An 18,751-nucleotide genomic window follows, 5' to 3' on the forward strand; every position below is an offset into this window, starting at 1 on the left:
CTCCCTACCGGGACACGGCCTTCGGTGGCAGGGCGAGGGGCCACAGCCGGGCCAGGTCCGTGCGCAGCGCGGCGGCACTCGGGTAGCGCTGCTCCGGGTGCTTCTGCATCAGCTTCAACACCATGCGCTCGAAGGGCTCGGGCAGGTTCGGATTGAGCGTGCGCGGCGGCGTGGGCGGCTGCTGCACGTGCAGGAACATGAGCGGCACGGGCTGCGGGTGGCGGAAGGGCAGCTGCCCGGTGAGGACTTCGTACGCCACCACGCCCAGCGAGTAGAGGTCGGACGCGGGCGACACGGGGTGCGCGCCGGAGATCTGCTCGGGGGCCATGTACTCGGGGGTGCCGAGCACCGCGCCCTGCGCCGTCACGCCGGCCACGTGCCCACTCTTGGCGAGCCCGAAGTCCATCAACTTGAGGATGCCGGGCTTCGTGAGGAAGAGGTTGCCCGGCTTGACGTCGCGGTGCAGCACGCCGCACCCGTGTGCGAACTCCAGCGCGGCCGCCGCGTGGGTGAGCCACCGCAGCGCCTCGGCCAGCGTCGGGCGCACGCCCAGCAGGCGGTGCTTGAGATCCATCCCCACCAACAGCTCCGTGGTGAGGAAGTGCCGGTCCCCATCCACGCCCACGTCGTACACGCGCACGATGTTGGGATGGTCCAACCCGCGGGCGTGCTCCACCTCCTGGCGGAAGCGGGCGATCTGCGAGGCGTCCGCGCTCGGCACGGCGAGTACCTTGAGCGCCAGGTGCTCGCCGGTGGTGAGGTCCTTCACCTCGTGCACCATGGCGCTGCCACCGGCGCCCAGCCAGCGCTCCACCTGGTAGCGCCCGGCCACCACCTGACCCGGGACGAGCCCGCGCACCGCGGGGTGGCCCTGCTCGCCCCCCGGGTGCTCGCTGCTCCCCAGCAACAACGTGCGCGCCGGCCCGCTCCCTCGCGACTGACGCGTGGGCGCCAGCGCTTCGGGAGGCGGAACCACCGCCCCCTCCTCGAGGTTCAGGTACGCCACATCGCTGTCGTGCCCGTTGTCCTTCACGGCAGCCTCCCCTCCTCTTCCCACGGGCTAACCGACGAGCAGCGACACGTTCGAGGCCCCGCCATTGCCCTCGATGTCCAGGTGGGGCGTGGGCAGGTTGTATTCGGCGGCGGCCGTGGTGGCCTCCATCATGATGGGGCCGGCGATCTCCGGCGGCTCGCCGCGGCACAGAAGCTCCACGACGTGCTCCACCGTCCACCGCCCCAGCCGCTGGATGGACACCTGGCCGTTCTGCACCCGGGCCGTCTCCGCCAGCTCCGTGCTGCCCATCAGCTTCTCTTCCACCGAGCCCGCCAGGTAGCCGCGCGCCAGCGTCAGCACCCGCTCCAGCACCGCGTTCCACGCCTGCAGGTGCGAGCGATCCTGGGCCTCGTCCATGATGTCCAGGCCCACCGGCAGCTTCTCCATCCGGTCCAGGAACGTCTGGATGAGCGGCCCGCGGATGAGCCGTCCGTGCTGCGGAGCGATGATCTCCACCGCCGGATCCAGGGCGCGGATGACGGCCACCACGCGCTGCAGCGCCAGGTTCACCGGCATATAGATTTGATGGAAGGCGCGGATGCCGTTCCAGTCGGACTCATCCGCCCACAGGCCCTGCGCGTTGACGTCCGTGATGCCGCCGAACAGGTCTCCGGTGAAGAGCACGCGCGTCTGCGGATCGTAGAGCATCACCGCGCCGCGGAAGTGGCAGAAGGGCGAGGGCACCGGCATCAACCGGTGGCCGGTGGGCACGTTCAGCCCGTGGCTGAACTTCTCCGTGGCGATGAAGCGGTTGCGCGGCAGGTTCTGGTGGACGATGAGCCGCCAGGTGTCCTCGGAGCAGAGGATGCCCGCCTTGGGCGCGTAGCGCGCGGAGATGATGCTCGCCGACGAGCCCACATCCGGATCCTGGTGGTTGATGAAGACGGCGCTCAGCCGATCCAACCCCCCGATGAGCGACGTCACCTTGGTGGACACCGTGGCGAAGTCACTGCTCGAGCCCGGGTCGATGAGCAGGTTGAACTCGTTGGGCCGGCCCGTCTTGGGGTCCGACCCCCGGAAGCGGCGCAGGTACGGGTTGGCGTAGAAGATGTTGCCCGGGTCACGCTTGCCCACCCAGAAGGTATCCGGAGCGATCTCCACGGGAACGAGCCGCAGGTCGCTCGTCTGACTGTCGGAGGGACGGACGTTGCTCGGCGGGGTGTTTCGATTCGGGAACGCCTGGACGCTGCTCATACGGGCACTCGATGCTGGGAGGTGAACCCCTGGGGAAAGGGGGTGGGAACACCTCCTGGCATAGCAAGGCGCGGGCCGACCCCTTCGGAGCCCCCGAACCCCGCAATCACCCCGAAGTCCGGATCCTGTGCGCACCCCCCCACGCAACCGCTGCGCGATCCCGCGTCACGGCACCGCAAATCGTGCGCCGGGAATCATGAGCCAAACCCTCTCAATCCATGAGCCTTTCTTTCAAGGAGTGGGAGACCTCCCCGTCCGGCCGGCCAGCTCGTCCCGCCGTTTCTCGGCCTCGTTCACGTCCTTGGAGAACTCGTCCAGGTAGCGCTGGCGCTCCTCGCTCGTCCACTCAGCGGGTGAGAAACGCTCCAGGCCGTACTGTTGGGTGGTGTGCACATCGCCAGAGAGCGATTTCATCACCTCGCGGTCCGGGTCGCCCTGCTCCCTGAGCAGGAACCCCTCCACGTCCCGCAGCTTGAGGGGGAAGTCGGGCTTCTCGTCATGGAGGAGCAGTCCGAAGACGGTGAACTTCACCTCGCGCGCGCCGGCCTCCAACTCCTCGTTGAAGGATACATAAGCAAAAGGAATACCCGCCCCGTCGTCCACGCGCCCCGCCATCACGTAGCGGCCGGGCTTGCGAACCTGGAGGCCGACGTAGAGTTGCAACGAGCCGTGCTCCACCGCCTCGCGCACCCGCCCGGTGAAGGTGGCGGGCGGAGCCGGGGTGAACATGACGTCGAAGAAGGCGCCTCCCTCGGCGTTGCCATTCGCGCGCACGCGGAACTCCACGCGCAGCGTCCCCTCGAACATGGCGAAGCCCTGGCGGGACGGCTGGAAGCGCCCCGTCCACGTGCCATCACCGGCCACGTCGTCGCCGTCACGGCCCGAGTCATTGAAGTCCAGCGGCACCGAGCCGAGCTGCCCGGCCGCCTCCATGTGCGGCGCCTCGTGGGCGAAGGCGGAGTGCACCTCGCACGACAGCGGCTGGCCGGTGTGCGCGTTCTCGCAGCCCACGAAGAAGCGCACCACCTCGTCGCCCACGACGAAGACCTTCTCCTGCTTCAGGCGCAGCGAGATGTCCCGCTGCTCCTTGCCGAGGGGCTGCTTGCGCTCCGGGGAGGCCGGGTACACCTGATCCGGGTGCTCCTTGATGGAGCGCGACTCGGGCGGGTAGCGCGTGGACCGCCGGTAGGAGTCGAGGGTGAAACGAGCCCGCTCCAGCCGCTGCTCCCAGAGTTGCCGCTGTGCCTCGCGCTCGGCGTCCTCGGGTGAGAGCGGAGCGGCATCGGGCCGCACGGGAGCTCCCGCGGACGGACGCGCCGAGGCACGAGGCGGTGGGCCCTCGGGCGCGCGACCCGCGGGAGAGGACTCCGGACCGGGCGCGGACACATCCGCCACACCCGACCCGGGACGGATGAGCCCCACGGAGAGAAGCAACCCTCCCACTCCCAGCGCGAGAGGAACAAGCAGGAGGAGCCAACGACCACGGAGGGAAGGGCGCTGATTCATGGGGCACATCCCATGCTGCCAGAAGCGGTTCAGTAGGCGTAGGAGACCATGTCGGCGCGCACGGGCCCGACGATGCCCGCCCAGTTGCCAGCGGCGTAATGGTCGTAGGCCTCGCCGTCATCGCGCAGCTCGACCGTGTGGTAGGACCACTTGGCCTTGCCGTTGCTGGTGGCCGAGGTGCCGGTGTTCAGCGTGCCGTCGCAGAACCAGTCACCGGGGTTGCAGAAGCCGCCGGTGACGGAGACGCCGCCGGTGGAGTGGTAGGCCACGGCCTCGTCGTCCTGGCCCGGCAGCGTCCCGGAGTAGGCCGTCCCCCTGGCGCCGGCGAACATGTAGAACCACTTCGAGCGCGTGGTGTTGTGGTTGTACATGGCGCGCGCGGTGGAGGTGACCAGGTCGCTCGTGAGCGGCTCGCTCGACGCCCAGTCCCCCATGTTGGCCAGCTCGCTGCCGCCGCCGGCGCCCGAGGCGATGTCCACCCACTTGATGTTCCAGCCCACCTGGGTGGTGCCATCCTTGTTGCCGCACACGCCCGAGGAGTTGGGGATGGCGTTCTTCTTGTAGCGCGTGGAGCCGCCGTACAGGGACAGCGCGTAGCCGATCTGCAGATTGCCCGCGCTGTGCGCCGCGATGTAGCACCAGTTGGCGCCGGTGCAGAAGCAGTCGAGCGCGTCACGGATGCGGTAGTTCTCCACGGAGATCTTCTGCGTGCCGAGCCAGTTGACTGCCTTCTTGTTCACACCGGCCGCGGTGCTGCTCGGGCCCCAGTAGCTGAAGTCGGCGTAGTTGCCGCGCTGGGTGGTGCCGCTGTTACGGCCGTGAATCCAGAGGGAGTAGTTGGTGGCCGAGGCCTCCGCGCCGACCAGGGCGGTGGCGGCGATGATGGCCGTGCTGAACAGCTTCTTCATGAGACAGCCTCCTGCTCGAACCTGCATGGGGGGACCCGCTCGGCTGGCCGCCGGGCAGGTGGAGGCACTGTACTTTTATTTTCTCAAAAACTGAATTACGGCCATTCTCATAAAGGGAGAATATTCTGACACAACGTGTCACCCATGGATTCCTGGATGCGGCGCGTCAGGGACTCGTATGGGCAGGGAGCGGGCGGAGGGGCGTCCGGCACGGGGACGCGGGAGGCGGATGCATAGCTTGAATCGCGTCCTTGCATCCCTTGAGGAGGCCCTACCCATGTCCTCACTCGACGTACCCTTGACGCTGCTGGATCCCGAAGGCGGATGGATCAACGCCCCCGTGCACGTGCACGACCTGCGCGGCCGGCCGACGCTCCTCTACTTCTGGTCCGAGCTGAGCCCGGCCAACGAGCAGCAACTGCCGAAGATCAAGACGCTGCTGGACGAGTTCCTGCCCAAGGGCCTCCAGGTCATCGGCGTCCACGTGCCCATGGCGGGAGAGGACCTGGAGCACGCGCTGGACACCAACGACATCGAGGCCATCGTGAAGCGGATGGGCTTCCGCCACCCGGTGGCGGTGGATGATGGCTCGATGGAGCAGGCCTACGGCGTGACCGACGTGCCGACCTTCCTGGTGTACGACGGCTTCGGAATCCTGCGCTTCCGCGTGGCGGGCGAGGACGCGTTGAACCCGGAGCTGCGGCGGATACTGGAGCGGCTCACCGGACCCGAGGCCAACACCGGCGCGTTCGCGCCCTGAACCCGACACGAGCGAGGAGCCATATGGCAGGCAGGAAGAAGAAGGAGGCCTCCCGTTTGTCGCTGGGGGCCCTGGGCGCGGCGGGAATGGGCGCGGTCATGGGGCTCCGGGCACTGATGCGGGAGAAGGTGAGCTTCGAGGGCCGCACGGTGCTGCTGACGGGCGGCTCGCGCGGGCTGGGCCTGGTGATGGCGCGCCAGTTCCTGAACGAGGGAGCGCGGGTCATCCTCAGCGCGCGGGAGGAGGTGGAGCTGTCCCGGGCGCGAGACGAGCTGGTGCGCGATGGGGGCGAGGTGCTGGCCATCCCCTGCGACGTGAGCGACCGGGTGCAGGTGGAGGCGATGGTGGCGCAGGTGCACGAGCGCTTCGGCGTGGTGGACGTTCTGGTGAACAACGCCGGCATCATCCAGGTGGGCCCGCTGGAGTCGATGACCGAGGAGGACTTCGAAGAGGCGATGAACGTGCACTTCTGGGGACCGCTCTACACGACGCTGGCGGTGCTGCCGGAGATGAAGCGGCGGGGCTGGGGACGCATCGTGAATATCTCGTCCATTGGCGGGAAGGTGAGCATCCCGCACCTGCTGCCCTATAGCGCGAGCAAGTTCGCGCTGGTGGGCCTGTCGGACGGGCTGCGGACGGAGCTGGCGCAGGACGGCATCCTGGTGACGACGGTGTGCCCGAGCCTCATGAGGACGGGCAGCCCGCCCAACGCCTATTTCAAGGGCAACCACGAGGCGGAGTACGCGTGGTTCGTGCTGGGAGACTCGCTGCCGGGGATGTCGATGAACGCGGAGCGGGCGGCGCGGAAGATCCTCGAGGCGTGCCGCCGGGGCGACGCGGAGGCGTTGGTGGGCATGCCGGCGAAGGTGGCGGCGCTGGCCCGGGCGCTGGCACCGGGCCTGACGGCGGCGGTGCTGGCGCACGTGAACCGGATGATGCCACAGGACAGCAGCACGGACCGGCACCGGGGAAGCGAGAGCGAGACACCACTCACACGCTCCTGGGTGACGAGGCTGACGAGGCAGGCGGCCCAGAAGAACAACGAGGAGGACCTGCTGCACTGACGCTCCCTCGCCCCTGGGAGAGGGCCGGGGTGAGGCTCACGCTCCGGACGGCTCCGGCTCCTCCCACCAGCGGCCCTTGTACTCGGCGGCGCGGGCGAGCTGCTCGCGCAGCGCCTCGAGCATCTTCACGTTCCCCTCCTGCGAATAACCCTTCAGCGCCTCCTGGCACCGGGGCACGCGCTGGAGGAAGTCGCGCAGGCGCTCGAGGGTGAGCTCGGGCGCGTACATGCCGTAGCCCAGCTTCTCCAGATAGAGCGCGTTGAGCACCTGCTCGAACTGTCCCTTCACGGGCAGGGAGAGCAGGGGCTTGCGCAGGTACACGGCCTCGCTCATGAGCGTGTAGCCGCCACCGGCGACGACGGCCCGGGAGGTGCGCAGGTCGTCGATGAAGCCCTTCTCGCTGAAGGGGCGGTAGAGGAGGTTGCCGTCGCGCACGTCCTCGGTGAGGTCGCGGCGCAGGCCGTAGATGTGGCACGGCAGGCCGCTCTGCTTGAGGATCTCCGGCAGGGCCGTGTTGGTGGTGGCGGTCTGGTAGACGAGCAGATGCTCACCGGGCTCGGAGCTCGCCGAGAGGATCTCCGGCCGCAGGATGGAGGGCAGGAGCGTGGTGCGCTCCTTGCGGACGGGCGGGTAGAAGAACGTGGTGACGAGGTAGTGGAAGCTGCCGGGCAGCTTGGACTTCACGAGGGCGCGCGAGGCCTCGAAGTCATCCTCGAAGCCGGCGATCAGCGAGGGATCATGCTTGCAGCGGTTGATGATCTGCATGTTGTCCACGCTGATGACGGGCAGGCGGTGGTTGCGGGCGAAGAGGTAGCTGAAGCTCTCGAAGTCGCTCACCACGACGTCGGGCTTGAAGTCCTCCACGAGCTCGAAGTACTGGCGGACGTTCTGCGGCCAGCCCTTCACGGCGCCGGAGAGGTTCTGCAGCACCGTCTGCCACTTCTTCACCGAGTTGCCTTCGTAGGCGATGGTGAGGCCCCAGATGCCGTGCACGTTCTCGAAGCGCCTGGCCAGGTAGTCCTTGGCGCGGCCCGAGACGACGATGTGGACCTCGTGCTCCTTTGTGAGCTCCTCGAGCAGCACACGGGAGCGGGTGGCATGTCCCATGCCTTCGCCAACGACACCGTAGAGGATTCGCATGGGTGCGCAGCATACGCGGGATGTGGCGCGCGAGCCCATGCGGCGGTAGCGTCCCGGGCCATGCAACACGAAGGTACGGACACCAAGGGGCGGGCCTCCCTCGCGGGAGTCACCCGGGCGGCCCTGCTGGGGCTCAGTGGCGGCCTGCTGCTCGGGGGCCTCTTCCTGCTGGGCGTGGGCCTGAAGACGCGCTTCTCCCCGGCGGACTGTGCGGACCTCTCCGAGATCGAGTGCGGCTTCGCGCGGGAAGCCGCCCTGGAGATGAGCCGCATGCAGACCCTCTCCGGAGCCGCCCTGCTGTCCCTGGCGGCGGCCATGGTGGTGCTGGTGCGCTCGAAGGTACGCCCGGCCTCGAACTGAGAGCGAACTCCCCTCCTCCGAATACGCCCTCCTACCCCCCTGGCGGCCCTCCGACGTCAAGCGGCAGGGCGAGCGGGCGAGGTAAGTGGTTTTGCCGGTGGGACGTAGACCGGCTAATTAGCTCTAGCCTCGACATTAGGCTTCGGTTAGGAGAGGCGCCCTCATGCAGCTTGAATCCCTGAAGATGTTTTGTGACGTGGTCGAGACGGGCTCCTTCTCGCGGGCCGCGCAGCTCAACCACGTGACCCAGTCGGCGGTGAGCCAGCAGATCCGCGCGCTGGAGAACCGCTACGAGCAGAAGCTCCTGTCGCGCAGCGCGCGCCAGGTGACTCCGACGCCCGCGGGCGAGCGCCTGTTTCGCGGGTGCAAGGAGATCCTCGCCCGCTTCGCCGAGGTGGAGAACGAGATCCGCGAGCAGTCCACGGAGGTGGCGGGCACCACGACGGTGTCCACCATCTACTCGGTGGGCCTGCACGAGCTGCGCAGCGTGCAGAAGCAGCTCCTGAAGACGCACCCCAAGGTGAACATGCGCCTGAACTACCGGCGCAACGACCAGGTGTACGACGACGTCATCCTGGGGGCGGCGGAGATTGGCATCGTGGCGTACCCGCAGCCGCGCGCGGGCGTGGACATCCACCCGTTCCGCGACGACAAGCTGGCGGTGGTGTGCTCGCCCAGCCACCCGTTCGCCACCAAGGCGAAGGTGAGCCTCACGGCGCTCTCGGGCGTGCCCTTCATCGCCTTCGATCGCGAGGCCCCCACGCGCAAGGCGCTGGACCGGCTCTTCCGCGAGAAGAACCTGGACCTCAACCCGGTGATGGAGATCGACAACGTCGAGACCATCAAGCGCGCGGTGGAGATGGGCATCGGCGTGGCCATCCTCCCCATGGCGACGGTGGCGGCCGAGGTGGCGCAGGGCTCGCTGGTCTCCAAGCCCTTCGCCGAGGGTCCGGTGTCGCGCCCCATCGGACTGCTCATCCGCAAGGGCAAGTACCTGGACCGGGCGTCGGCCGCGGTGCTCGAGGCCTTCAAGCTCGCCGAGGTCACCACCGACGAGGCGTAGCCCTCCTCAAGCAACGGACTCGACGCCGCTGGCGGGCGCCAACGCGTCCAGCCACGGCGTCAGCAGCCGCGCGCACTCCTCGGGGTGCGTGAAGTAGGGAACGTGGCCCGCGCCTCGCAGCAGGTGTTGGGGTGTCCCCGGAGGCAGCGAGGCCGCCAGCCGCGCCATCGACGAGGGGGGAACCAGCACGTCCCGGTCCCCCTGCACGCACACACACGAGACGGGCAGCTTCCGCAGCTCCGGTGGAGGCGGCTCGCCGCCGATGGCGAAGGCGCGGTGGAGCGTGGTCATCCGCTCCAGCCACGTGGTGGGCACCACGTCGGGGACGCGCGCCAACGGAATGGGCTTCCACGAGGCCAGGGCCGCCGTGAGCGGGCCCGGGCGCCCCAGGACGGCGATGGGCCCCATCATCGCGAGGAGGTTGCCGCGCAGGCCCAGGTGCTCGGGCCGGGTGAAGGCGCAGAGGAAGGCCACGCCCCGTGCCGCCCCCCCCGCCGCCAGGTGCGCGGCCACCATGCCCCCGAAGGAGCTGGCCACCACCGCGTCCACCGGACCGGCCGCCCTCAGCACCTCGTTGGCGAGCGCCCCCGCCCCCCGAGCGGCATGCTCGCCTTCCGGGTACTCGACGAGAATGGGACGGGCCACGCGGGAGAGCCGCTCGGCGAGTGCCCGGAAGCCCGCCCCCCGAGCTCCCAGCCCGGGGAGCAACAACACCCGGGGACCCACTCCTCGACCCAGCTCCGTCAGCTCGACCACCTGGCGCATGTGCCTCCTCGCGAACGCGCTCGGAACAGCGCCCGTGCGCGCATTCTGCCCGCCCCTCCCCGCATGCCCCCCTGGTTACCAGGAGACCTCGATCTCCGTGTCGCTCAGGCTCAATTGTCGCCCGGTGGCCCTCACGTTCGCCACCTTCGTGGACTCGAAGATGCCCCGCACCGCGCCCTCGAAGTACTCCATCGGGAGGGTGCTCCCCTTGATGGAGACGATGCCCGAGCCCGGTCCCGTCCAGTGCACCGAGCAGTCGCCATGCCGCAGCGAGGTCCGGAACGCCGAGGGAAAACCATTGAGCATCCGCCTCGGCTCGCCTCCGGCCAGCATCAACAACACGCGCCCCGCCCCCGACTCCAGGTAGGACGGAGCCACCCGCTGCCCCAGGTGCCGCATCGCCGCGGCGAAGCCCTCATGCTTCTCGCTCAGCGCCCAGGCCGCGGTGTAGAGCAACCGGTTCAACGCCCCCACCGGGTAGCTGAAGAAGGTCATGAACCGCGCGCCGCCCGCCGCCTCGATGCAGCGCTCCAGCACCAGAGGCTCCTCCAGCTCGCGCACCACCTCCAGCGCGCCGGTGAAGAAGAAGCCACGCAGGGTGTCCTCGGGCCCGCATAGGGCCAGCCGCTGTTCCAACTCCCGCTGTGAGCCCTTCTCCATGGCTCCTCCGAGTATTGGCTCCCCGATTCCAGGGTCAAGACACCTCCGCCTCGTGTTGGAGGCTGGACGTCTCATGGGGGGGGCCCCCGGTGTCCACGGAGGTCTCCCGGTCTACACTTCCAACCATGAGCGCACTGACCACAGGAGACGTCCTCGGAGGGAAGTGGCGCATCGTCCGTCCGGCCCTCGGCGACGAGCCCGGCTCGGAGTTCCGGGTGGAGCCCTCTGGAGGCGGTGGAGCCCGGCGGCTCACACTGTGGCGAACATTGCGCGCACCCGCCCCGGCCGAGCTGGAGTGCTTCGAGCGGCTCGTGCACACGGGTGAGCGGACGGAGAACCCCTCGTTCCAGCCCGTGGAGGACGTGGGGTACGACGTGGCCCGGGAGGTGCTGTGGTGGGTGCGCCCCTGGTGGAATGGCGAATCGCTGCCCTCGATGTTGGGGGGACTCCATGAGGTAGGGCTCGAGCTTGCCTACCTCTACTCACTCGCCGAACAGCTGGCTCAGGCGCTCACCGCCGCCCAGGCCTCCGGCGTCGTCCATGGTCGGCTGAGGCCCTCGCGGTTGCTCGTCGCCCCCGGGCCCCAGGGCGTGCGGCTGTCCATCCTCGACCTGGGGCTGGAGCTCTTCCGGCGCAACCACGCCCACGCCTGGATGAAGCCTCCCCAGGTGGGGAGGGCCTACGTGGCGCCCGAGCTGGACGACGCGGGTCCCGTGTCCGCCTCCGCCGATGTCTTCTCCTTCGGGCTCATCGTGCGGGACATGCTGGCCTCGCGGCGGGACGGGGTGTGGCGGGGGCGATGGGAGCACTGGGTGGAGCGGGCCACGGCCGCGGCTCCACGCGCACGCTTCGGCAATCTCACCGAGGCCATGCGGGCCCTGAAGCCGGTGCTGAAGTCCCTGCCCGACCCCATCCCCCCACCGCCGGAGAACCATCAACGCGAGCACCCCGTCCCCGAGGAGCGCGATCGCTGACGCCCGGACGGGCCCCGCTCAGTACATCTTGCGCAGGCGCGCGGCGAAGAAGCCGTCCCAGGCCTCGGGGCCCGGCAGCGTGCGCAGGTACGCCTGGGTGAGCGGGAGCTTCACCGCCTCGTGCAACACCGGCGGCTCCGCCGTCCACTCGGGGTGGCTGCGCAGGAACATCTCCACCTGATCCTGCCCCTCCTGCGGCTCCGACGTGCACACCGCGTACACCAGCAGCCCTCCGGGTGGCACCGCCTCCTGACAATTCTCCAGGATGCGCCGCTGCAGCACCGCCAGCCGTCCGATGTCCTCCTGCGTGCGCCGGTAGCGCAGCTCCGGGTGGCGCCGCAGCGTCCCCAGCCCCGAGCACGGCGCGTCCACCAGGAACGCGTGGAACTCGCCCCACTCCTCCGGGTAGGGCTGCGACGCATCGTGCGCCCTGGCGCTCAGGCGCTCGGAGAGGCCCAGCCGCTTCGCCTCGGATTCGATCTTCCTCAGCTTGTTGGCGTGGAGGTCCGTGGCCACCACCTCCTCGTGCTTCTCGGCCAGGTGACACGCCTTGCCGCCCGGCGCCGCGCACGCATCCAGCACCCGCGCCGTCTCCGGGATGTCGCCGTAGACGCCCACCAGTTGCGCCGCCTCGTCCTGTACCTGCCACAGCCCCTCGGCGTAGCCGTACACGTCCTCCAGCCGCCCCACCGGGGGCAGCACGATGCCCACCGGCGACACCGCCGTGGGCCGCACTTCCAGCCCCGTCTCGCGCAGCTGCTCCACCAGCGCGTCCCGCGTCACCTTCGCGCTGTTGGCGCGGATGACCACCGGCGGCGTCTGGTTGTTGGCGACGAGCATCGCCTCGGCGCGCTCGCGGCCGAACTGGCGCAACCAACGCTCCACCAACCACCGGGGGTGGCTCTCGCGCACCGACAGGAACCCGGCGAGGTCATCCTCCGGAGGCAGCGGCTGCGAGGGCAGCGAGGACAGCTTGCGCAGGATGGCGTTGGCGAAGCCCGCCGCGCGCGACAGCCCCACGTCCTTGAGGGCCTGTACCGTCTCGGCCACGGCGGCGCGTGCCGGCACCCGCGTGTAGAAGAGCTGGTAGGCCCCCACGCGCAGCGCGGCCAGGACCTTGTCCTCCAGCGCGTCCAGCTTGCGGTCGGCGAAGCGGGTGATGGCGTAGTCCAGCGCGAGCTGGCGGCGGGTGGTCCCATAGGCCAGCTCGGTGATCAGCCCCGTGTCCCGAGGGTCGGCCGGAGGCGACTCCGAGAGCACCGTATCGAGAACGACATTGAGGTACGCATCCGTGGCCCGGACGCGGCTCAGAACCTGGATGGCGATGGCGCGTGCGTTCATCCGTCCCCTCTCACCCTTCCAACCGGGTCATCATGTCCACGAGCTCCGATTCCGACAGCTTGCTGGCGGGCATGGTGGACAGGGTGAGGCGCTGCAGGGACTCCTCCAGCATGTCCCGGTAGCCACTCTCCGCCGGAGCGCCACGCTGCACCTCCGTCCACTTCGAACGGGCCCAGGTGGCCAGCTCCGCGGGCGTCAGCCGGCCCGCCAGCCGGTCGGCGATCTTCTGCCGCACCAGGGCCCGGGTGAGGAAGTCCGCCGCGGGCGTGCCCTTCACCTTGCGGCCCAGCGTCTTCACCGGGGCATCGGCGGAGCGCGCCAGGGCCCTCGACGGAGACACGGCCAGGGATTTCTCCCGGGGAATGTCCTTCTTCCGGCGGCCGAGCGTCTTCACCCGCCCCTCCGACTCCTCCCCTTCCTCGCCCTCCTCCACCGGCTCCTCGTCCTCCTCCGTCAGCTCCCCGGCGAGCTCCCCGCTCGCGAAGCGCTCGAGGGCCTCGAGGTACGAGTCGAAGCCCTGGCCCTCGATGGTGGCGGCGCAGGCCTCGGCCACCACGGACTCACGCCCGCCGAGCTCCTCCAGGTACACCTCGATGGCGGGCACGCCCACGGCCTCCAGCGCCTCCATCAGCGGGTACGAGCCGAACAGCCCCGCGGGGCTCACCACCACGCCGTCCAACCGGGAGCGCTCGGCCTGGAGCGTGTCGATGAGAACGCCCTCGTGGTTGGACTGCACCACCTTCAGCTCCAGCCCCAGCTCCGCGGCCCGGGCATTCAGGGCGGCATCGAGGTCCGCGAGCCGTCCCCCCTGCCTGCCCTCCCGCTCGCCCAGCAGGTTCAGGTTCGGCCCATGCAGTACCAACAACCTCTTGCCCATGTCGCGTGTCCTCTCCTACGTGTCGAATGGCCGGCTGCCCGGCGCCAGCTTGCGGCCCGCGAGGAACTCGCCCGCCGCCATCACCCGCTTGCCCTCGGGCTGCACCTCCAGCAGCACCAGGGAGCCCTCCCCGCACGCCACCTCCAACCCCTGCGGGCCCGCGGATACCACCGTCCCCGGCTCGCCACGCCCCTGCCCCACCTTCGCCCGGTGCACCTTGAACAGCTTGCCGTCCAGCGTGGTGAAGGCTCCCGGCCACGGGGTGAAGGCGCGCAGCCGCCGCTCCAGCTCCACCGCCGGCCGCTTGAAGTCGAGCTTCCCATCCTCCTTCTGGATGATGGGGGCGAGCACCATGCCCTCCGAGGGCTGTGGCACCGGCTTCAGCTCGCCGCGCAGGTACGCGGGGAGGCACTCGCGCAGCAGCTCCCCGCCCAGCTTGGAGAGCTTGTCGTGCAGCGTGGCACTCGTCTCGTCCGGGGCGATGGGCAGGCGCTTCTCCGCGAGGACCGGGCCGGTGTCCAGGCCCTCGTCCATCACCATCAACGCCACGCCCGTCTCCGTGTCCCCATGGGCGATGGCCCACTGGATGGGGGCTGCGCCGCGGAAGCGCGGGAGCAGCGAGGCGTGCACGTTGAGGCACCCCTTCACCGGCGTCTCCAGCAGATCCTTGGGGAGGATCTTCCCGTAGGCCGTCACCACGGCGACATCCGGGGCGAACCTACGCAGCTCCTCGGAGAAGGGAGGGGTGCGCAGCTTCTGCGGCTGCAACACGGGCACCCCGCGCTCGAGCGCGTAGGCCTTCACGGGGGAGACGGCCAGCGCCTGGCCACGGCCCTTGGGCTTGTCCGGCTGGGTGACGACGGCCACCACGTCTCCGATGTCGAAGAGGGCGGCCAGGGAGGGCACGGCGAACTCGGGGGTGCCCATGAAGACGATGCGGGGGCGGGTCATATTGGGGGAGCCTTCTGCTGTACCCGGGCGCGTCAGGCAACGGACTTCAGCGCACCCGAGGTGGGACCTTCGATGGCCTGACGTTTGCGAGCGCGGATGGAGCCGAGGATGCTGAGCGCGGCCTGGGCATCCTGGGTGGTGGCCAGGGGCCGCAGGGCCTCGATGACCTCGGCGAGCAACCGGGCCTCCTCCGCCTCGCGCTCGCGGATGCGATCCACCGCCTCGCTGAAGCGGTTGAAGAAGCCGAGCAACTCGTCCTTCTTGCGCAGCGGGCGCATGCGCGGGTAGCGGCCGGCGGCGAGCGTCGCGATGTAGAGGCTCATCACATGGATGGGGCCGGCCACGCGGTGGGTGAGCACGAGCCCGAGCAGGGCCATCAACCCCGCCATGAGCAGGGCGCCCAGCCCGATGAGCCACAGCATCGTCTCGCCACCGGCGGCGAGGGCCTCGGGGGACGCACCGCTCTCCACCGCTTCCCGGTGGGCCCGGTACGCCAGCACTCCGACGAGCATCACCCCGCCTCCGCCGAGCGCGGCGAGCCGGAGCATGTACCGGAGCTGGAACCCGGTATCGATCAGATATTTCCGGCGCATGACATGAGGACGCGTGGAAGGTTGAGTATCGACGGACATGGCGTTGGGCAGCGTACTCCAATCTCCTGGGTCGGTTTGATCCTTCCGACAGGACGGGTTTAGGACGGAACGCACGTACAACCCGTAGTCCCTTGGGGGGCCCACATGTCTCGCCTTCTTGCCGCGTCGAGCCTGGCGCTCATGCTCGTTTTTTCCGGGTGCAAGGTGGACCCGACCTCTCCGGAGTATTGGGAGAAGACATTGGGCAGGGCCCGGAGGGCCCAGGACCAGGTACGGGTCATCGAAGCCCTCCGCAGCTCCGGCACCCTCAACGCGAGCTTCCTCCCCTTCCTGCACGAGCAGCTCGCGTCGGACAAGAAGCCCGAGGTGAAGGCGGCGGTGGCGCGGGCGCTCGGGGATGTGAAGAACGTGGCCTCGGTGGAGCCGCTGGGGAAGGCGGTGGACCTGGGAGCGACGGACTCGGCCGGCAACCTGATGAACAAGGCATTGGCGTCGGCATTGGGAGAGATTGGCGACCCCAGGACCGTGCCGGAGCTGATGAAGCTGCTGAAGGCGCGGGACAACTACACACGCATCGAGGCCGTGGACGCACTGGGACGCCTGCGCGCGAAGGAAGCGGTGGAGCCCCTCATTCAAATCACCCTGGATGAGACCGCGGAGCCCTTCCTGAACAAGAAGGCCATCGAGGCCCTGGGGCGTATCGGGGACGCGCGGGCAGTGCCGGTGCTGATGCGGATGCTGACGAAGGAGCGCCGGGGCGTCTCCTTCTACGTGGAGAGCTCGTTCTCCCTCTTCCAGATGGGCCAGCCGGCGGCGGATGCGCTGCTCGCGGTGCTGGAGGGCAAGGACGAGGAGCTGTCGCGCTGGGTGAAGCAGAACGGCATCAACCCGGCGAGCTACTCCTTCAAGGCGGCGGAGATCCTCGGGGACCTGCGGGAGCGCCGGGCGGAGGGAGCCCTCGTGCAGCAGCTCGCCTTCAAACATGAGGATCCCCGCATCCAGGCGGGCGTGAGGGCGCGAGCGGCGGACGCACTGGCGAGGATGCGCTCGACGGCGGCGGTGAAGCCCCTGGCGGCGCTGGTGTCCGAGCCGGACGCGGGGTTGCGGCGGCAGTACACGCACGCGCTGGCGCGGCTGGGCGGACGCGACGCGCTGCCGGCCCTGGAGAAGGCGGCGGGCCAGGGAGACTGGTACGCGCGCGAGGCGGCCATCGACGCCCTGACGATGCTGGGAGACGCGCGGGAGCAGCCGGCGCTGGAGAAGCTGGCGGCGGCGGAGCCGGCGAAGGCGGCGGCCGAGTGCGCGGAGCTGGGCGGCGAGGGGTGCGAGGATCCGGCGGCGCTGGGGAAGAAGCGGGCGGAGATGATTTCCCGGTACGGCCAGCGTCTGGAGGCGGCGAAGACGTGCGGTGCGGACCCGGCCTGCTGGGCGAAGAGGCTGGAGGACGCGGACAAGGGCGTGGTGGCGCGCGCGGCGCTGGAGGTGGGGCGCGGTGGAGCCGCGGCACACCTGGGGGCCCTGCTGTCACGGATGACGGAGAAGGACCCGGACACGCGGATGGCGCTCATCCTCGGAGCGGAGTGGCTGGTGGAGGACAAGAAGGAGGCCGCGGCCCAGGCGAGGGCCTCGCTGCCCACACTGGAGAAGCAGCTCTCCGAGGAGAAGAGCCGCACGGAGTATGTGAGGGCGAACGAGGACCTCCGGCGGCTCGTGGCCAGGCTTCAGAGACAGAAGACCTGAGAGGGATTGGACGTCAGGCCCGGCCCACGCGGAACTCCGCCCCCACCTGCTGCAGGGCGGCGGTCTCCGCGGCCATGTCGAAACCGACCGCCGTGGAGAGAGCGGGTAGCTGGGCCAGAACCTCCGCCGATACCACCTCGGGACGTCCGGCGTTGAAAGGAGGCGCGGGAGCGTACTCGAGCAGGAGTTGGATGGACTGGGCGACGACGGGGCCCGCCAGCTCGGCCGCCAGCGTCAGTCCGAAATCGATTCCCGCCGTGACGCCTCCGCCCGTCAGGACATTGCCATCCCGCACCACGCGCCCCGCATCCGGGATGGCACCGAAGAGAGACAACTGCTCGCGCACGGCCCAATGACTCGCGGCTCGCCGGCCCTCGAGCAACCCCGCCGCCGCCAGGATGACCGAGCCCGAGCACACGGACGTGACGAAGCGCGCCGTGGAAGCCAGACGGCGGATCGCGTCCATGAAGACGCGATCCTTCACCACGTTCGCGATGGGCCCGCCCGGGACACAAATCACATCACACCGCTCCACGTCCTCCAGCCGGGTCAGGGGATCGAGCGTCAGGGAGCCCTCACGGATCGGCTGCCCTCCCATGGAGGCGAAGATCTGCCTCGCACCGGGAAGCATCCCGAACACCGCCTGCGGTCCCATGAAATCCAGAAACGACACACCCGGGTAGAGAGGAAAGACAATCTCGAGGCTGGAAGCCCTTGCGTGGACTCCTTGTTGGGTTTGACGAAGCCACTCTGTCCTGTCAGCCTCATGTCCGAAAGGACGTAGTTCCCTCGTTTTCCGTCATGGCCCGTGACATTGGCTTCCTCCTCTTCCCCTCGTTCCAGATCCTCGATTTCACCGGTCCGGTGGCGGTCTTCGAGGAGCCCCCAGGCGACCGGGGGCCGTCCCCCTACCGGCTGCGGATACTGTCCGCGAAGGGAGGACTGGTCACGAGCTCCTCCGGCGTCGCGGTCATGACGGAGCGGTTCGGCGAGCCCGCGTTCGACACGCTCGTGGTCGTGGGGGGAGCGGGGACGCTCGCGGCGATGCAATCGCCCCCGGTGCTGGACTTCGTCCGGGCCGCTGCGGCGGTGTCCCGGCGGGTCGCGAGCATCTGCTCCGGCGCCGGCATCCTGGCCGCCGCGGGGCTGCTCGACGGCCGGCGAGCGACCACCCACTGGCGGTTCGCCGCGTATCTCCAGCGCCACTACCCGCGCGTGCGCGTCGACGAGGAGCGGATCTTCATCCAGGACGGTCCCATCTGGACATCGGCGGGAGTCACCGCCGGCATCGATCTCTCGCTCGCACTGCTCGAGGAAGATCTCGGCCTCGACGTGTCGCGGGCCAGGGCGCGCGCGCTGGTGGTCTACCACCGCCGTCCGGGAGGACAGTCCCAGTTCTCCACACTGCTCGAGCTCGACCCGCCCTCGGATCGGATCCGCCAGGCGTTGACCTTCGCGCGCGAGCATCTCCATGAGCCGTTGAAGGTGGAGCGGCTCGCGGAGGTGGCGTGTCTGAGTCCGCGTCAGTTCGGACGGGCCTTCCTGGCGGAGACCGGACAGACACCCGCCAAGGCGATCGAGCGGCTGCGCGCCGAGGCGGCCCGGGTGCGGCTCGAGACGGGCTCCGAGTCCATCGAGCAGGTGGCTGACGCGGTGGGGTTCTCGGACCCCGAACGGATGCGCCGCGCCTTCGTGCGGTTGTTCGGACAGCCGCCCCAGGCGATCCGGCGGAGCGCACGGGCGGCGGAGGCGGTCCGCTGAGAGCACAACAGGCCGCCGGATGTTGCGCTATAGCTCGCTT

General features: G+C 69.5%; 19 protein-coding genes. 7 read left to right on the plus strand and 12 right to left on the minus strand.

Features of this window, described 5'->3' with window-relative positions:
* Positions 1 to 4 precede the first annotated feature (4 nt).
* The 4 genes from JQX13_RS01950 to JQX13_RS01965 form a co-directional block, all read right to left on the minus strand.
* Positions 5 to 1,033, minus strand: a complete 1,029-nt coding sequence (locus tag JQX13_RS01950; protein WP_239014474.1) for a serine/threonine-protein kinase — start codon at positions 1,031 to 1,033, stop codon at positions 5 to 7.
* Between the two features lie 27 nt (positions 1,034 to 1,060).
* Positions 1,061 to 2,248 carry an MBL fold metallo-hydrolase gene (locus tag JQX13_RS01955; protein WP_203407391.1) on the minus strand — a complete coding sequence of 396 codons (1,188 nt, stop codon included), beginning with the start codon at positions 2,246 to 2,248 and terminating at the stop codon, positions 1,061 to 1,063.
* A gap of 231 nt (positions 2,249 to 2,479) precedes the next feature.
* Entirely contained in the window at positions 2,480 to 3,682 is a 1,203-nt protein-coding gene (locus JQX13_RS01960; protein WP_239014475.1) for a hypothetical protein, read from the minus strand.
* A gap of 101 nt (positions 3,683 to 3,783) precedes the next feature.
* Positions 3,784 to 4,662: a hypothetical protein gene (locus JQX13_RS01965; protein WP_203407393.1), complete on the minus strand. Its 879-nt coding sequence runs from the start codon at positions 4,660 to 4,662 to the stop codon at positions 3,784 to 3,786.
* A gap of 277 nt (positions 4,663 to 4,939) precedes the next feature.
* Between JQX13_RS01965 and JQX13_RS01970 the strand changes: the two genes are divergently transcribed.
* Together JQX13_RS01970 and JQX13_RS01975 are read left to right on the plus strand one after the other, a co-directional pair.
* Positions 4,940 to 5,422, plus strand: coding sequence for a TlpA family protein disulfide reductase (locus JQX13_RS01970; RefSeq protein WP_203407394.1), 483 nt, complete (start codon positions 4,940 to 4,942; stop codon positions 5,420 to 5,422).
* 23 nt (positions 5,423 to 5,445) lie between these two features.
* Complete coding sequence (locus JQX13_RS01975; protein ID WP_203407395.1) at positions 5,446 to 6,486, plus strand: SDR family NAD(P)-dependent oxidoreductase; 1,041 nt, start codon at positions 5,446 to 5,448, stop codon at positions 6,484 to 6,486.
* A gap of 36 nt (positions 6,487 to 6,522) precedes the next feature.
* Here JQX13_RS01975 and JQX13_RS01980 read toward each other — a convergent pair whose 3' ends face one another.
* Positions 6,523 to 7,626, minus strand: a complete 1,104-nt coding sequence (locus JQX13_RS01980) for an MJ1255/VC2487 family glycosyltransferase (protein ID WP_203407396.1) — start codon at positions 7,624 to 7,626, stop codon at positions 6,523 to 6,525.
* Positions 7,627 to 7,686: 60 nt separating this feature from the next.
* Between JQX13_RS01980 and JQX13_RS01985 the strand changes: the two genes are divergently transcribed.
* Entirely contained in the window at positions 7,687 to 7,986 is a 300-nt protein-coding gene (locus JQX13_RS01985; RefSeq protein WP_203407397.1) for a hypothetical protein, read from the plus strand.
* Positions 7,987 to 8,149: 163 nt separating this feature from the next.
* Positions 8,150 to 9,049 (plus strand): LysR family transcriptional regulator, encoded by a 900-nt coding sequence (locus JQX13_RS01990; protein WP_203407398.1) that lies wholly within the window; start codon positions 8,150 to 8,152, stop codon positions 9,047 to 9,049.
* A 6-nt stretch (positions 9,050 to 9,055) separates the two neighbouring features.
* Here the strand turns inward: JQX13_RS01990 and JQX13_RS01995 are convergent, their stop codons facing one another.
* Both JQX13_RS01995 and JQX13_RS02000 read right to left on the minus strand, forming a co-directional pair.
* Positions 9,056 to 9,814 carry an alpha/beta fold hydrolase gene (locus JQX13_RS01995; protein ID WP_203407399.1) on the minus strand — a complete coding sequence of 253 codons (759 nt, stop codon included), beginning with the start codon at positions 9,812 to 9,814 and terminating at the stop codon, positions 9,056 to 9,058.
* Between the two features lie 75 nt (positions 9,815 to 9,889).
* A complete protein-coding gene (locus tag JQX13_RS02000; RefSeq protein WP_203407400.1) occupies positions 9,890 to 10,474 on the minus strand; it encodes a TIGR02265 family protein in 585 nt (194 codons plus the stop codon).
* Between the two features lie 125 nt (positions 10,475 to 10,599).
* On the opposite strand from JQX13_RS02000, the gene JQX13_RS02005 reads away from it, so the two are divergent.
* Positions 10,600 to 11,448, plus strand: a complete 849-nt coding sequence (locus JQX13_RS02005) for a protein kinase domain-containing protein (RefSeq protein ID WP_203407401.1) — start codon at positions 10,600 to 10,602, stop codon at positions 11,446 to 11,448.
* Positions 11,449 to 11,466: 18 nt separating this feature from the next.
* Here JQX13_RS02005 and rsmB read toward each other — a convergent pair whose 3' ends face one another.
* The 4 genes from rsmB to JQX13_RS02025 are packed head-to-tail and all read right to left on the minus strand — an operon-like array spanning position 11,467 to position 15,210.
* A complete protein-coding gene (gene rsmB / locus JQX13_RS02010; RefSeq protein WP_203407402.1) occupies positions 11,467 to 12,789 on the minus strand; it encodes a 16S rRNA (cytosine(967)-C(5))-methyltransferase RsmB in 1,323 nt (440 codons plus the stop codon).
* Between the two features lie 10 nt (positions 12,790 to 12,799).
* Positions 12,800 to 13,666: a type II 3-dehydroquinate dehydratase gene (locus tag JQX13_RS02015; protein ID WP_203407403.1), complete on the minus strand. Its 867-nt coding sequence runs from the start codon at positions 13,664 to 13,666 to the stop codon at positions 12,800 to 12,802.
* 15 nt (positions 13,667 to 13,681) lie between these two features.
* Positions 13,682 to 14,617 carry a methionyl-tRNA formyltransferase gene (gene fmt, locus JQX13_RS02020; RefSeq protein WP_203407404.1) on the minus strand — a complete coding sequence of 312 codons (936 nt, stop codon included), beginning with the start codon at positions 14,615 to 14,617 and terminating at the stop codon, positions 13,682 to 13,684.
* A gap of 32 nt (positions 14,618 to 14,649) precedes the next feature.
* Positions 14,650 to 15,210: a signal protein gene (locus JQX13_RS02025; protein WP_239014476.1), complete on the minus strand. Its 561-nt coding sequence runs from the start codon at positions 15,208 to 15,210 to the stop codon at positions 14,650 to 14,652.
* Positions 15,211 to 15,354: 144 nt separating this feature from the next.
* Here JQX13_RS02025 and JQX13_RS02030 point away from each other — a divergent pair, with 144 nt between their 5' ends.
* Positions 15,355 to 16,950, plus strand: a complete 1,596-nt coding sequence (locus tag JQX13_RS02030; protein ID WP_203407406.1) for a HEAT repeat domain-containing protein — start codon at positions 15,355 to 15,357, stop codon at positions 16,948 to 16,950.
* Between the two features lie 13 nt (positions 16,951 to 16,963).
* On the opposite strand, the gene JQX13_RS02035 is transcribed toward JQX13_RS02030, so the two are convergent.
* Positions 16,964 to 17,605, minus strand: a complete 642-nt coding sequence (locus tag JQX13_RS02035) for a DJ-1/PfpI family protein (RefSeq protein ID WP_203407407.1) — start codon at positions 17,603 to 17,605, stop codon at positions 16,964 to 16,966.
* Between the two features lie 146 nt (positions 17,606 to 17,751).
* On the opposite strand from JQX13_RS02035, the gene JQX13_RS02040 reads away from it, so the two are divergent.
* On the plus strand, positions 17,752 to 18,711 hold the full coding sequence (locus tag JQX13_RS02040) for a GlxA family transcriptional regulator (RefSeq protein ID WP_203407408.1): 960 nt from the start codon (positions 17,752 to 17,754) through the stop codon (positions 18,709 to 18,711).
* Positions 18,712 to 18,751: the final 40 nt, after the last annotated feature.

Source organism: Archangium violaceum (genome assembly GCF_016859125.1).
Classification (GTDB): domain Bacteria; phylum Myxococcota; class Myxococcia; order Myxococcales; family Myxococcaceae; genus Archangium; species Archangium violaceum_A.

Coding starts and splice junctions, on each gene's coding strand:
- JQX13_RS02040 (WP_203407408.1), top strand. CDS start 17,752: ATGGCCCGTGACATTGGCTTCCTCCTCTTCCCCTCGTTCCAGATCCTC.
- JQX13_RS01970 (WP_203407394.1), top strand. CDS start 4,940: ATGTCCTCACTCGACGTACCCTTGACGCTGCTGGATCCCGAAGGCGGA.
- JQX13_RS01955 (WP_203407391.1), bottom strand. CDS start 2,248: ATGAGCAGCGTCCAGGCGTTCCCGAATCGAAACACCCCGCCGAGCAAC.
- JQX13_RS01965 (WP_203407393.1), bottom strand. CDS start 4,662: ATGAAGAAGCTGTTCAGCACGGCCATCATCGCCGCCACCGCCCTGGTC.
- JQX13_RS02025 (WP_239014476.1), bottom strand. CDS start 15,210: ATGCGCCGGAAATATCTGATCGATACCGGGTTCCAGCTCCGGTACATG.
- JQX13_RS01990 (WP_203407398.1), top strand. CDS start 8,150: ATGCAGCTTGAATCCCTGAAGATGTTTTGTGACGTGGTCGAGACGGGC.
- JQX13_RS02035 (WP_203407407.1), bottom strand. CDS start 17,605: ATGGGACCGCAGGCGGTGTTCGGGATGCTTCCCGGTGCGAGGCAGATC.
- JQX13_RS02000 (WP_203407400.1), bottom strand. CDS start 10,474: ATGGAGAAGGGCTCACAGCGGGAGTTGGAACAGCGGCTGGCCCTATGC.
- JQX13_RS02030 (WP_203407406.1), top strand. CDS start 15,355: ATGTCTCGCCTTCTTGCCGCGTCGAGCCTGGCGCTCATGCTCGTTTTT.
- rsmB (WP_203407402.1), bottom strand. CDS start 12,789: ATGAACGCACGCGCCATCGCCATCCAGGTTCTGAGCCGCGTCCGGGCC.
- JQX13_RS01985 (WP_203407397.1), top strand. CDS start 7,687: ATGCAACACGAAGGTACGGACACCAAGGGGCGGGCCTCCCTCGCGGGA.
- JQX13_RS02005 (WP_203407401.1), top strand. CDS start 10,600: ATGAGCGCACTGACCACAGGAGACGTCCTCGGAGGGAAGTGGCGCATC.
- fmt (WP_203407404.1), bottom strand. CDS start 14,617: ATGACCCGCCCCCGCATCGTCTTCATGGGCACCCCCGAGTTCGCCGTG.
- JQX13_RS01975 (WP_203407395.1), top strand. CDS start 5,446: ATGGCAGGCAGGAAGAAGAAGGAGGCCTCCCGTTTGTCGCTGGGGGCC.
- JQX13_RS01995 (WP_203407399.1), bottom strand. CDS start 9,814: ATGCGCCAGGTGGTCGAGCTGACGGAGCTGGGTCGAGGAGTGGGTCCC.
- JQX13_RS01980 (WP_203407396.1), bottom strand. CDS start 7,626: ATGCGAATCCTCTACGGTGTCGTTGGCGAAGGCATGGGACATGCCACC.
- JQX13_RS02015 (WP_203407403.1), bottom strand. CDS start 13,666: ATGGGCAAGAGGTTGTTGGTACTGCATGGGCCGAACCTGAACCTGCTG.